Origin of the sequence: Agrococcus sp. ARC_14 (assembly GCF_022436485.1) — a bacterium.
Lineage (GTDB): Bacteria > Actinomycetota > Actinomycetes > Actinomycetales > Microbacteriaceae > Agrococcus.
This window is the reverse complement of sequence record NZ_JAKUDO010000001.1, coordinates 625,171-637,313: the sequence shown is the minus strand read 5'-3', so window position 1 is coordinate 637,313 and position 12,143 is coordinate 625,171. Positions and strand designations below refer to the sequence as shown.

Here is a 12,143-nt window from a genome sequence, read left to right as displayed (position 1 = left end):
GACCGATCAGCCCGCTTGCTGCCGACGCACGATCTCGGCGATCCAGGTAGGCGCGAAGGGCGAGGTGCAGCCCGGCGAGGTCGGGTAGTCCTTCAGCACCTCCAGGCGCTCGCCGATGTCGAGCGCCCTGCCGCGCAGATCCGGGTGCGAGATGCCGATCTGCGCGAGCGTGTGGTTCATCGCCCACTGCTTGCGGTCGGGTGCCGCGACCATCTCCGCCTCGATCGTGTCGAGCAGCTCCGGCAGATCGATCCCATCCGGCTGCTCGCCACCCGGTCGACTGTCAGCGCCCAGCCGGCGCTGGCGACCACGGCATCCGCGTCGTCGAACCACTGCAGGCGCAGCGCCTCGACGTGCGGCGACTTCTTCACGACGTAGTTGACGAGCCAGTCGTGCACCTTGGGCGCGCGCGCCTCGCGCAGCATGGTGTCGAGCTCTCCGGCAGTGAACGCCTTCGGTCGGCAGGTGAGCAGTGCGAGCAGGCGCGCGGCGGTCACGCCGGTCGCCCACAGCTCGAGCGCGAGCCCGTGGTTCGTCTTCAGGCGCTTCGCGATCGCGCGCAGTTTGGTGAGGTTCACGCCGTGATCGTCGCCGTTGCGCTCGTTGACCTCGCGCATGCGCGGGTCGTCGAGCGCCGCCAGCTCGGCCAGCAGGGCGGGCACCGTCTCGGTCGGTCTGCCGGTCGTCGTCTCGGCCATCGCCACCTCCTCGATCGCGTCGCACCAGCCTACGTCGCCGCGTCAGGCGAGCGCGGGCTCCCGCAGCGCCGCGACCTCGGCGTCGGAGGGGCGCGGGACGACCGCCCACGGCGCCTGGCCGATCCACGCCGGCACGCGAGCCACCGCATCCGCCCCGCCGTCGATCGCGACCGTGCCAGATCCCAGCGCGACCGCCCAGGAGCGATCGCCCCGCCACACGAGCGTCAGCGCACGCAGCGTCGTCGTCAGCCGAGCCGCGACCTCGAACCCCGGGTCGAAGTCGCACAGGTCGACATCGCCGTCATGGCACACCAGCCACCAGTGCGCGGCGCCCGGCGGCACGTCGGTGAAGCGCAGCGCCACCACCGTGCGGCGACGCGGCCAGCCATCGACGTCGATGGTGCGGCGCATGTCCCACAGCAGCAGGTGCGGATCGAGGTCGGCCTGGCCGAGATCGCCGATCCAGCGCACGCCCCAGCCCGCGAGCGCCTCGACGACCGGCCGCAGCTCCTCACCCGACTGCGTCAGCCGGTAGGACGTGTGGCTGCCGTCGACGCGCTTGCGCACCAGCCCCGCGTGCTCGAGCCGCTGCAGCCGCTTCGACAGCAGCGCCGGCGACATGTGCGGCACGCCGCGGCGCAGATCGTTGAAGCGGCTCGAGCCCGCGAGCAGCTCGCGGATCACCAGCAGGGTCCACCGCTCGTCGAGCAGCTCCATCGCCTTGGCGACGGGGCAGAACTGACCGTATCCAGACATCGTTCGCCTCCACCGCCAGGTGTACGCCTGTGCGGGCCGCTGCGGAAGTACAGATTCAGTACTGCGGTCGGTGCAGATCGGTGACTGGATGCGCGGCACAAGCGCGAGCACCCTCACAAGCAGCGAGAGAAGGGAACACCATGAACACCATCGCTGCAGCGGTCACCACGGCCGCACCCGAGATCAAGGCGAAGCACGCACGCATGTGGGCGCTGGGCGACTACCCCGCGGTGGCGCGCGAGGTCATCCCCGCGCTCGGTCCGCGGCTCGTCGACGCGGTCGGCATCGAGCCGGGCGAGCGCGTGCTCGACATCGCCGCGGGCGACGGCAACGCCGCCATCCCCGCCGCGAAACGAGGCGCGCGCGTCGTCGCGAGCGACCTCACGCCCGAGCTGCTGGAGGCCGGTCGGAGGAAGACGGCGGATGCGTCGCTCGACCTGACCTGGGAGGCGGCGGATGCCGAGGCCCTGCCGTACGCGGACGGGTCGTTCGACGTCGCTATCTCATGCGTCGGGCTGATGTTCGCTCCCTTCCACGAGCCGGTGGCTGCCGAGCTGACGCGCGTCGTGCGCCCTGGCGGGCGGATCGGGCTCATCGCGTGGACCCCGGAGGGCTTCATCGGAGAGATGTTCCGGATCATGCAGCCGTTCGCGCCGGCGCCGCCCGCCGGTGCGCAGCCTGCGGTGCTGTGGGGTTCGGTCGAGCACGTGCGGGAGCTGCTGGGCGACCGGGTCGAGCTGTCGTTCCAGAGGGAGCTGCTCGATGTGCGCGCCTTCGCCGACGGCGCCGCCTTCCGCGACTTCTTCAAGGCGACCTACGGCCCGACGATCGTCGCCTATCGGGGCATCGCCGACGACCCGGCGAGGGTGGCGGAGCTGGATGCCGCGCTCGCCGATCTCGGCGACCGGCACCGCGACGGCGACCTGCTGCGGCTCGAGTACCTGCTGACGACCGGCACGGTGCGCTGAGGGATGCGGGCCGGGCAAGCGTCACAGCTCCGGTCCACCTCCCGGCGGCCCCTCGAGCACCGTCGGCACGTACTCCAGCAGCTGCAGGCCGCCCTCGAACGTGCGACTCGTCGTCAGCTCGAGCCGCACATCCGGGTAGCCGTCGAAGATGCCGTCGCCACCGGTCGCGCCCGTGATCACCGGGAAGACGACCACGCGGTAGCGGTCGACGAGACCGGCGGCGAGCAGCGAGCGGCAGAGCGAGACGCTGCCGAGCGTGCGCAGCGGCTGCTCCGACTCCGCCTTCAGCTTCCGCACCGCCTCGACCGCGTCGCCGCGCACGAGCGTGGTGTTCGGCCAGGCGAGCGGCTCGGTCATGGTCGAGGAGAACAGCACCTTCGGCAACCCTGCCAGCTCGTCGGTGCCCGGCTCGCCCGAGGCGGCGAGCGCCGACATCAGCCGGTAGGTCGTCGCCCCCATGAGGATCGGGTGATTCTGCTCCGGCAGCTCCTCGAGCCACCGGAGGTACTCGGAGCTCTCCATGCCCCACCAGCCCGGCCAGCCCTTGGCGGAGCCATAGCCGTCCAGCGAGCAGATGAAGTCCACGGTCAGCGGTTGCATCGGTCGCCCTCCGATCCCGACTGGCTCATCCTCGAGCCGCCGGTTCTTGAACAGCAGAGTACGAGTTCACTCCGAGGTCGTCAACGGGTGTCTCCGCGCCGTCGCCTCGAACGCGCGCCGAGGTCGAGTTCCCCGAACGCGCGCCGAGGTCGAGTTCCCCGAACGCGCGCCGAGGGCGAGCTCCTCGACTAGCGGCTGGGCTGCCCCTCCGGGACGCGGTCGGATTCGTCCTCAGGCTCGTCGAGGCCGGCCTGGACTGCGTCGGGCTCGGCAGCGCTGGGCTCGGCACCGCTGGGCTCGCCAGTGCCGGCATCCGCCCCCGCCCCGTTCCGCAGCTTGCGCCGCACGATCGGCCAGAACAGCACCAGCGCACCCGCGGCGATGAAGCTCGTCAGCACCTGCGTGCGGCCGCCCTCGGTCGTCAGCATGATGGCGACGATGCCGATCGCGCCCAGGATCACCAGGATGTTGAGCCACGGCACCATCCACACCTTGAGCTTCAGGTTGGCCTTCTCCTCCTCCGTCATCCGCGAGCGCAGGCGCCACTGGGTGACCGCGATGAAGACGTAGACGAACAGCGCCACGAGCCCTGTGGAGTTCATGATGAAGTCGTAGATGCCCGAGCCGGGTGCGATGAAGTTCACGACGGTCGCGATCAATCCGCCGACCGTCGATGCGATGACCGCGAGCACGGGGACGCCGTGCCTGTTGCGCTTCGCGACGACGGCGGGGGCGAGCCCCTTCTCGGCGAGCGCCGCGAACATGCGCGATGCGGAGTAGGTGCCCGAGTTCAGCACCGAGATCACCGCGGTGAAGATGACCAGGCTCATGATCGTCTCGGCGCCCGGGATCCCGAACATCTGGAAGACGTGCGTGAACGGAGCGATGATGTCGGGCGAGGGCAGCTCGTTCCAGGGGACGAGCGTGACGATGACCAGCACGGCGCCGACGTAGAAGAGCATGACGCGCCAGATGACCGTGTTGGCGGCCTGGCGGATGCCCTTCGAGGGATCCTCCGACTCGGCAGCTGCCATGACCGCGATCTCGGTGCCGAAGTAGGAGAACAGCACCAGCGCGACCGACGAGACGACGACGCCGAAGCCGTTCGGCATGAAGCCGCCGTGGTCCCACAGGTTGGAGACCGAGAACGAGGTGTCGGGCCAGAGGCCGAGCGCGAAGAGCACGCCCGCAGCGAGGAAGACGACGATCGCGACCACCTTGATGCTCGCGAGCCAGAACTCGGTCTCGCCGAAGGAGCGCAGCGAGATGAGGTTGGTGGTGACGAAGATCGCCAGCAGCGCGAGCGAGCCCACCCACGCAGGGATCATCGGGAACCAGCCGTTGATCATGCCGCCGCCGACGACCGCCTCGTAGGCGATCACGCCGACCCAGAAGTACCAGTAGAGCCAGCCGACGATGTAGGCGGCCCAGTTGCCGAGACCGACGCGGGCGTACTCCATGAAGGAGCCGACCGTCGGGCGCACCGCGGCCATCTCTCCGAGCATCCGCATCGCCAGGAAGACCAGCAGTCCGCCGGCGAGATACGAGAGCGTCGCGGCCGGGCCGGCCTCGCGGATGATGTTTGCCGAGCCGACGAACAGGCTCGCGCCGATGATGCCGCCGAGGGTGATCATCGTCACGTGCCGTGAGCGCAGCTTCTTGCCCGGGGTGGGCGATGCGAGGTTGATGCCAGCGGATGTCGCCGGCGACACCGGCCGGTCGAACCGCGACTTCGGAGTCAGGTGCTTGCGTGCCACGCCGGACGCTCCTTCTGGGTCTGCGTCGCGAGCGCCAGTGCCGCGACTTGTCGATCGTACGGATCTGATCGCGGTCGAACGATTACGGTTGCAGACCGCAAACGGTCAGCTGTGCTTATGCATCCGCGCCGGTGCGCTCCAGCCGCTCGAGCACTGCGGCGGTGAACTCCTCGGTCGTCGCGCTGCCGCCGAGGTCGCCGGTGGCGATGCCATCGGCGAGAGCGCCGAAGCAGGCGTCGTGCATGGCCTGCGCTGCCTGCTGCTCGCCGAGGTGCTCGAGCATCATCGACGCCGACCAGATCGCCGCCACGGGGTTGGCGATGCCCTTGCCTGCGATGTCCGGCGCCGAGCCGTGCACGGGCTCGAACAGCGACGGGAACTCGCGCTCGGGGTTGAGGTTGGCGCTCGGGGCGATGCCGATCGAGCCCGCGATCGCGGCGCCCAGGTCGGAGAGGATGTCGCCGAAGAGGTTGGAGGCGACCACCACGTCGATCGAGGCCGGCTTGAGCACGAAGCGGGCAGCGAGCGCATCGATCAGCACGCTGTCGACCGCCACCCCCGCATCCGCTGCCACCTCTGCGACGACCTCGTCCCAGAACGGCATCGTGTGGATGATGCCGTTCGACTTCGTCGCCGAGATGATGGTGCCGCCGCGCTCTGCAGCCCGCGCTGCAGCGAAGCGCGTCACGCGCTCGATGCCGCGGCGGGTGAAGATCGACTCCTGGATCGCCATCTCCTCGGGCGTGCCGCGCCCGAAGCGCCCGCCGATCTCGGAGTACTCGCCCTCGACGTTCTCGCGCACGATGAGCATGTCGAGCTCGGTGCCGGGGCGCCCGGGGATGGTCTTGACCGGGCGCAGGTTGACGTACTGCTGGAACGCGCGGCGGATGGGGATCAGCAGACCCCAGAGCGTCACGTCGTCGGGGATGCCGGGGGTGCCGACGGCGCCGAGGAAGACCGCGTCGCCGCTGCGCAGCTGCTCGATGCCGTCCTCGGGCATCATCGCCCCGTGCTGCCGGTAGTGCTCCGAGCCCCACGGGCGGTGCCGCCACTCGACGCTGAAGCCGCCGCCGGCCGCCAGCAGGTCGACGCAGGCGATCGCCGCGGGCACCACCTCGAGGCCGATGCCGTCGCCGGCGATGACATCCACGGTGTAGGTCGTGCTCATGCGGGTTCCTTCTGCGTCTGGGGGTGGGATGCGGTCACTGCGCGAGATAGCCGCCGTCGACCGGGATCGAGGTGCCGGTGATGTAGGCCGCGCCGGGGCTGGCCAGGAAGGCGACGGCTGCCGCGACGTCGCCGGGCGCGGCGATGCGCTGCAGCGGGATGGCCGCGGCGACCTGCCGCTCGGTCGCTGCCGGGTCGGCCTGCTCGCCGACCCACGCCTCGAACAGCGGCGTGCGCGTCATGCCGGGCGCGACCGCGTTGACGCGGATGTCCCACGGCGCGAGCTCGACGGCGGCGGCCGTGGTGAGGGCGAGCATCGCGCCCTTGCTGGCGCTGTAGACCGCCATGCTCGGCACGCCGATGCTCGCGAGCCGCGAGGTGACGTTGATGATGGATCCCCCGCGGCCGCCGTCGCGCATGGCGCGGCCGGCCGCCTGCAGGCAGGCGATCGCAGCGAACACGTTGGTCTCGAAGGTGTCGCGGATCTCGCCGGCCGGGGTGTCGAGCAGCGGCCCCGTGTGGTCGATCGCGGCATTGTTGACGAGCACGTCGAGGCGGCCGTGACTGCCGAGGATCGCCTCGACCAGCGCCTCCGCCGCCCCGGGCTCGGTGAGGTCAGCCGGCAGGAAGGCCGCGCCGTCGCCGAGCTGCTCGGCCACGGCCGCGCCCCGCTCGGCCGAGCGTCCGCTCACGACGACGCGCAGCCCATCCGCCACCAGCGTCCGAGCGATCTCGACGCCGATGCCGGAGGTGGCGCCGGTGACGAGCGCGACCCGCTGCTCGGCCTCCACTCAGCGCGTCTCGCGACGGGCGATGTTGTAGAAGCGCACCGACTGGTACTCCTCGAGGCCCTCCGCGCTGCCCTCGCGGCCCAGGCCCGACTGCTTCACGCCGCCGAAGGGCGCTGCCGCGTTCGACGGCACCCCCTGGTTGATGCCGAGGATGCCGGTCTCGAGCCGATCGGCCACGTTGAGCGCCCGGTCGAGGCTCTCGCTGAAGACGTAGCCGGCGAGGCCGAACTCGGTCGCGTTGGCGCGCTCGATGGCCTCGGCCTCGGTGGTGAAGCGCTGGATCGCGGCGATCGGCCCGAAGATCTCGGTGCCGGCGATGTCGGAGTCGGCGGGCACGTTGTCGAGCACGGTCGGCGCGAAGAAGTGGCCGGCGTCGCCCAGCTCGGTGCCGCCCGCGAGCAGATCGGCGCCGCGCGCGACGGCGTCGTCGGTGAGCGCGCGCATCTGCCGCACGGCACGGTCGTCGATCAGCGGCCCGAGCGTGGTGCCGGTGCCGAGGCCCGCGCCGACGGCGACCTGGCGGAAGCGCTCGGCGAGCCCCTCCGCGAAGGCGTCCGCGATGCCCTCCTGCACGTAGTAGCGGTTGGCGCCGATGCACGACTGGCCGCTGTTGCGCAGCTTCGCCGCGAATGCGCCGTCGATGGCGCGCTCGAGGTCGGCGTCGTCGAAGACCAGGAACGGCGCATTGCCGCCCAGCTCCATCGACGAGCGCAGCACGGTGTCGGAAGCGAGCCGCATGAGCGTGCGCCCGACCTCGGTGGAGCCGGTGAAGGAGACCTTGCGCACGCGCGAGTCGCGCAGCACAGCCTCGCTGAACTTCGACGAGCTCGAGGTCGTGACGACCTGCACGAGATCGGCCGGCACACCCGCCTGGAGCGCCAGCTGCACGGCGTAGATCGTGGTGAGCGGCGTCAGCGACGCGGGCTTCACGACGGATGCGCAGCCGGCGGCGATGGCCGGTGCGATCTTGCGGGTCGCCATCGCGAGCGGGAAGTTCCAGGGCGTGATGAGCACCGCGAGCCCGACGGGCGCACGACGCACGAGGATGTTCGCGCCGCCGTCCGGGGCCTCGCGGAAGCTGCCGGCGGGGCGCACTGCCTCCTCGGCGTACCAGCGCACGAAGTCGCTGCCGTACTTCACCTCGGCGCGGGACTCGGCGAGCGGCTTGCCCATCTCACGCGTGATGAGGTGCGCGAGATCCTCAGTGTGCTCGACGAGCAGCGCGTGCCAGGCGTGCAGCACGTCGGCGCGCTGGCGCGGCGTCGTGCGCGCCCATGCGCGACCCGCCGCATCCGCCGTCGCGACCGCCTGCAGGGCGCCGTCGACGTCGATGTCTGCGATCTGGGCGATCTGCTCGCCCGTCGCGGGGTCACCGACAGCGATGCCATCGGTCGGCAGGCCGAGGCCGGCGATCACCCGATCGGCGTGGGCGACGGCGGATGCGTCCGCGGCGATAAGCGCGGCGGTGGTGTGCAGGTCGGTGGTGGTCATCGGGAAGCCTCCTTGGTGATGGCCTGCTCGATCGCCGCGACGAAGTCGACGACCTCTGCATCGCTGACGATGAATGGCGGGCTCAGCTGCAGCGTGTTGCCGCGCAGCGAGCGGGTGATGACGCCGAGCTCGAGCGCGTGGTCGAGCACGCGGTCGTTCACGACTCGCTCGTCGAGGCTGATGCCGCCGAGGAAGCCGGCGACGCGCACGTCGACGACCGCCTCCTGGCGCTGCTGCAGCGCCTCGAGCTCGCGACGCAGCACCAGCTCGAGCTCGGCCACGCGCGGCACCAGGCCGTCGCGCTCGATGATGTCGAGGTTGGCGATGGCGACCGCTGCCGCCGTGGCGTGTCCCGCGTAGGTGGCGCCGTGGCGGAAGATCGGCGTGTCCGGCGAGTCGACGTAGAAGGGCTCCCAGATGCGGGGCGCGACGAGCACGCCGCCGAGCGGGGCGTAGCCGCTGGTGACGCCCTTGGCGAAGGTCACCATGTCGGCCTCGAGCTCGTAGCGCTGCGCAGCGAACCACTCGCCCGTGCGACCGAAGCCGGTGATGACCTCGTCGACGACGAGCAGGATGTCGTGCTCGCGGCAGAGGCGCTGCAGGCCCTCGAGGTAGCCCGGTGCTGGCGGGTTCACGCCGCCGGTGCCCTGGATGGGCTCGGTGAAGATGGCGGCGATGTTGTCGGCGCCGATCTGCTCGATCTGCGCCTCGACCGCGGCGATGTCGTCGAAGGAGACGCGGGCGGTCTCGGGCACGAGCGAGTCGGTGCCGAAGCCCTCGCGGTTGAAGTCGAGGCCGGCGATCGAGGTGCCGTAGGCGTGCAGGCCGTGGTAGCTGTGCTCGCGGCTCAGGATGATCTGCTTGCTGCCGCGGCCCTCGCGCTGCCAGTGGCGGCGGGCGAGCTTGCAGGCCACGTCGATCGCGTCGGAGCCGCCGGAGTTCAGCACCACCTTCGGGCGGTCGATCGGCGAGATCTGCGCGAGGCGCTCGCTCAGCTCGATCGCGCGGTCGTTCGCATAGCGCTGGAACACGTGATAGGTCTCGAGCCGCAGCATCTGGTCGTGCGCGGCCTTGGCGATCTCGGGGTGCGAGTGACCCACGTTGGCGTGCCACAGGCCCGCCGTGCCGTCGAACAGCCGCTGCCCATCTGTGGTGAAGACGTAGGAGCCCTCGCCGCGCTCGATGACGAGCTGGCGTCCCAGCACCGAGGGGATGTGCGCCTGGGCAGACCAGAGCGCAGGCCCGTCGAGCACGGTGCCTGGCTGGGTGCCGGTGGTGGGGTCGGTGAGCGTCATCGCTTCTCCTCGTCTCGAGAATCTTGGCGTGACCAGCTCGACATGGCTGGCCACCGGCAACGCTAGGGCTCTCGAACGGTTACGTAAAGCGACGGTTGATGACCGGTATCAGTCGGTTTCGATGACATATGCGGCCAGCGCGTCCGCGACCGCTTCACGCACGGCGAGGAATGCCGGATGCGCTTCGGCGCCGATGCGGGTCAGCACCAGGATCTCGCGGTGCTCGTTGGCAGGCAGGAGCGGGCTCGCCACCAGAGCGCTGCCTGCCTCGCGCACGACGAGGTCGGGCAGGAAGGCGGCGGCGAGGCCCGCTTCGACCAGCCGCAGGTGGAAGAGCATGTCGGAGGATTCGTGCGCGATGCGGGGCTCGAAGCCGCGCTCGCGGCACACGCGCAGCGCCCACTGGGTCGAGGCGGCCTCGGGTGGCTCCATCACCCACGGGATGCGGTCGAGGGGCGCGCCGGCCAGCGCCTCCGGCAGGTAGCCGCGCACCGGATCGCTGCCGATCACGGATGCGTGCACGCCGCCGACCGGCGAGAGCTGCGTGCCGGGGAAGGTGTCGGTGATGACCGCATCGACGTGGCGCGAGACGAGCCGCTGCACGGAGTCCTGCGGGTCGGATCGGCGCAGCCGCACATCCAGACCCGGGTGCGTCTCGGCCAGCCGCTGCAGCGCGGCGGGCATCACGATGCGGCCGATGGAGGTGAACACGGCCACCGTCACGACGCCGCGCGGCTGGTCGTGGGATGCGGCGAGCTCGGTCTCGGCGCGCTCCATGGCGGCGAGCACGGCCTCGGTGTTGTGCACGAGCTCGAGCCCCACCGGCGTCAGTCGCGAGGTGCGGCCCACCCGCTCGAGCAGCACCGCGCCGGTCTCGCGCTCGAGCAGCGAGAGCTGCTGCGAGATCGCCGAGTGGCTGTAGGCGAGCTCGCGAGCCGCAGCAGTGATGCTGCCGTGCATCGCGACGGCCCGCAGCAGCACCAGGCGATGGAGGTCGAGCACAGCCGTAGCCTACGGCGCGGCGCTCATGCGAAGCGCGCCATGGCGAGCGCGACGAGCGCGAGGCCCGCAGCAGCGACACCCATCGCCGCGTAGGAGCCCGTGGCCGTCGCGATCAGCGGGCCGAGTGCCGGCCCGGCCGCGGCGACGGCGGTGATCGGCGCGGCGAAGACGCCATTGATCGCACCGTAGTTCCTGGTCCCCCATCGGTCGGCCACCGCCGACCCCTGCACGAGCGTCGAGGCGCCGCGCACCGCACCGGCGAGGATGCCGAGCACGAGCAGGAGCCACGGCGGGCCGGGCACGATGGCCAGCAGCGCGAGCACGACCGCCGCGCTCCCGGCCGTCACGGCGAGCGGCACCCAGAGCGCGGTTCCGTGCGGCACCACGGCATAGAGGAGACGCCCGATCACCTGCCCAGCACCGAGCAGCCCGAGCGCCCAGGCCGCGAGCACATAGGTGATGCCCTTCTCCTCGAAGAGCGGGATGACGGCGAGCGTGACGCCGTAGAGCGACGCCGTCAGCGCGATCATCGCGAGCTCGAGCATCCAGAACCGACGCGTGCGCAGCACCTCGCCGAGGCTGTGGTCTGCATCGTGGGGAGCCGCGGGCGCGCTCGGTGGCCAGCGGCGCTCGAGGCTCAGCCAGTGGAGCGGCGTCGTGGTCGCACACAGCAGCACGGCGAGCAGCAGCAGCGTGGCGCGCCAGTCCAGCACCGAGAGCAGGCCGGCGACGATCGGGGCGAAGACCGTGGAGGCGAGCCCGCCCGCCAGGGTGACGATCGTCATCGTGCGGCGGCGCCGATCGCGAGACCGCCGCGCGATCACGGTGAACGCCGCCTGATAGAGCACCGCCGATTGCCCGACGCCCACGATGATCCAGCCTGCGGTGAAGCCCAGCAGGTCGCCAGCCGTGCTGACGACCACCAGCCCGGCCGCGCCGACCACGCTGCCGAGCGTCATGACGATGCGCGGGCTGCCGGCGTCGAGGAGTCGGCCGACGACGATCCCCGCGATCGCCGATGCCACGAGGCCGATGGAGAAGCTCACCGTGATCTCCACGAGCGACCAGCCCGTGTCCACGGCGATCGCGGGGGCGGCGACGATCAGCGCGTAGTAGAGGATGCCCCAGCTGATGACCTGCCCGACCGCGAGCGCAGCGAGTCGCCCGTCGCCACGCGAGCGCAGCGATGCGGTCGTCGCGGCGGCCGAGCGGGAAGGCATGCGGCAGACGTCAGAGCGCTCGCAGCGCCGCGGCCGCATCGTCGAGCGCAGGACGGACGACCGAGTAGTACGCCCACTTGCCTCGCTGCTCTCGCTCTACCAGCCCTGCCTCCACGAGGATGCGCATGTGGTGCGACACGGTGCCCTGCGAGAGCCCGACGGGCTCCTGGAGGTCGCAGATGCATGCTTCGCCACCCTCGCCCGCAGCGATGAGCGACAGCAGGCGCACGCGCGTCGGGTCGCCGAGCGCCTTCCACACGCTCGCGAGCGGCTGCGCCTCGTCGATGCTGAGTCCCGCCCCCTCGGCCGGTGCGCAGCATGACGACGGAGCGGTCACGGAGGTCGCGGTCATGCGCTCAGTGTGCCACACGCATTGACAAACGTCGATGCGTCACACA

Annotated in this window: 11 protein-coding genes and 1 pseudogene; 1 reads left to right on the top strand and 11 read right to left on the bottom strand. The window is 71.1% G+C overall.

What is annotated here, in order from left to right; genetic code table 11:
- Positions 1 to 6: 6 nt before the first annotated feature.
- A pseudogene (locus tag MKD51_RS03235) lies at positions 7 to 698 on the bottom strand (DNA alkylation repair protein).
- 42 nt (positions 699 to 740) lie between these two features.
- Complete coding sequence (locus tag MKD51_RS03230) at positions 741 to 1,454, bottom strand: helix-turn-helix domain-containing protein (protein ID WP_240238119.1); 714 nt, start codon at positions 1,452 to 1,454, stop codon at positions 741 to 743.
- A 140-nt stretch (positions 1,455 to 1,594) separates the two neighbouring features.
- Between MKD51_RS03230 and MKD51_RS03225 the strand changes: the two genes are divergently transcribed.
- Positions 1,595 to 2,422: a class I SAM-dependent methyltransferase gene (locus MKD51_RS03225; RefSeq protein ID WP_240238117.1), complete on the top strand. Its 828-nt coding sequence runs from the start codon at positions 1,595 to 1,597 to the stop codon at positions 2,420 to 2,422.
- 21 nt (positions 2,423 to 2,443) lie between these two features.
- Here MKD51_RS03225 and MKD51_RS03220 read toward each other — a convergent pair whose 3' ends face one another.
- The 9 genes from MKD51_RS03220 to MKD51_RS03180 all read right to left on the bottom strand — a co-directional run bounded on the left by MKD51_RS03220 (position 2,444) and on the right by MKD51_RS03180 (position 12,097).
- A complete protein-coding gene (locus MKD51_RS03220) occupies positions 2,444 to 3,022 on the bottom strand; it encodes a dihydrofolate reductase family protein (RefSeq protein WP_240238115.1) in 579 nt (192 codons plus the stop codon).
- Positions 3,023 to 3,210: 188 nt separating this feature from the next.
- Positions 3,211 to 4,779 (bottom strand): amino acid permease, encoded by a 1,569-nt coding sequence (locus MKD51_RS03215; protein WP_240238114.1) that lies wholly within the window; start codon positions 4,777 to 4,779, stop codon positions 3,211 to 3,213.
- Between the two features lie 115 nt (positions 4,780 to 4,894).
- The gene (locus tag MKD51_RS03210) at positions 4,895 to 5,947 is read right to left on the bottom strand and encodes an isocitrate/isopropylmalate family dehydrogenase (RefSeq protein WP_240238112.1); all 1,053 of its coding nucleotides are present in this window, start codon (positions 5,945 to 5,947) and stop codon (positions 4,895 to 4,897) included.
- A 34-nt stretch (positions 5,948 to 5,981) separates the two neighbouring features.
- Positions 5,982 to 6,737 (bottom strand): glucose 1-dehydrogenase, encoded by a 756-nt coding sequence (locus tag MKD51_RS03205; protein ID WP_240238110.1) that lies wholly within the window; start codon positions 6,735 to 6,737, stop codon positions 5,982 to 5,984.
- Positions 6,738 to 8,228 (bottom strand): NAD-dependent succinate-semialdehyde dehydrogenase, encoded by a 1,491-nt coding sequence (locus MKD51_RS03200; protein ID WP_240238108.1) that lies wholly within the window; start codon positions 8,226 to 8,228, stop codon positions 6,738 to 6,740.
- Positions 8,225 to 9,523 carry an aminotransferase class III-fold pyridoxal phosphate-dependent enzyme gene (locus tag MKD51_RS03195; protein ID WP_240238106.1) on the bottom strand — a complete coding sequence of 433 codons (1,299 nt, stop codon included), beginning with the start codon at positions 9,521 to 9,523 and terminating at the stop codon, positions 8,225 to 8,227. The genes MKD51_RS03200 and MKD51_RS03195 overlap by 4 nt, the downstream gene beginning before the upstream one ends.
- A gap of 108 nt (positions 9,524 to 9,631) precedes the next feature.
- Complete coding sequence (locus tag MKD51_RS03190) at positions 9,632 to 10,525, bottom strand: LysR family transcriptional regulator (protein WP_240238104.1); 894 nt, start codon at positions 10,523 to 10,525, stop codon at positions 9,632 to 9,634.
- 23 nt (positions 10,526 to 10,548) lie between these two features.
- On the bottom strand, positions 10,549 to 11,745 hold the full coding sequence (locus MKD51_RS03185; protein ID WP_240238102.1) for an MFS transporter: 1,197 nt from the start codon (positions 11,743 to 11,745) through the stop codon (positions 10,549 to 10,551).
- 10 nt (positions 11,746 to 11,755) lie between these two features.
- Positions 11,756 to 12,097, bottom strand: a complete 342-nt coding sequence (locus MKD51_RS03180; RefSeq protein ID WP_240238100.1) for a metalloregulator ArsR/SmtB family transcription factor — start codon at positions 12,095 to 12,097, stop codon at positions 11,756 to 11,758.
- Between the last annotated feature and the right edge of the window lie 46 nt (positions 12,098 to 12,143).

Coding starts and splice junctions, on each gene's coding strand:
- MKD51_RS03230 (WP_240238119.1), bottom strand. CDS start 1,454: ATGTCTGGATACGGTCAGTTCTGCCCCGTCGCCAAGGCGATGGAGCTG.
- MKD51_RS03225 (WP_240238117.1), top strand. CDS start 1,595: ATGAACACCATCGCTGCAGCGGTCACCACGGCCGCACCCGAGATCAAG.
- MKD51_RS03220 (WP_240238115.1), bottom strand. CDS start 3,022: ATGCAACCGCTGACCGTGGACTTCATCTGCTCGCTGGACGGCTATGGC.
- MKD51_RS03210 (WP_240238112.1), bottom strand. CDS start 5,947: ATGAGCACGACCTACACCGTGGATGTCATCGCCGGCGACGGCATCGGC.
- MKD51_RS03200 (WP_240238108.1), bottom strand. CDS start 8,228: ATGACCACCACCGACCTGCACACCACCGCCGCGCTTATCGCCGCGGAC.
- MKD51_RS03195 (WP_240238106.1), bottom strand. CDS start 9,523: ATGACGCTCACCGACCCCACCACCGGCACCCAGCCAGGCACCGTGCTC.
- MKD51_RS03185 (WP_240238102.1), bottom strand. CDS start 11,745: ATGCCTTCCCGCTCGGCCGCCGCGACGACCGCATCGCTGCGCTCGCGT.
- MKD51_RS03180 (WP_240238100.1), bottom strand. CDS start 12,097: ATGACCGCGACCTCCGTGACCGCTCCGTCGTCATGCTGCGCACCGGCC.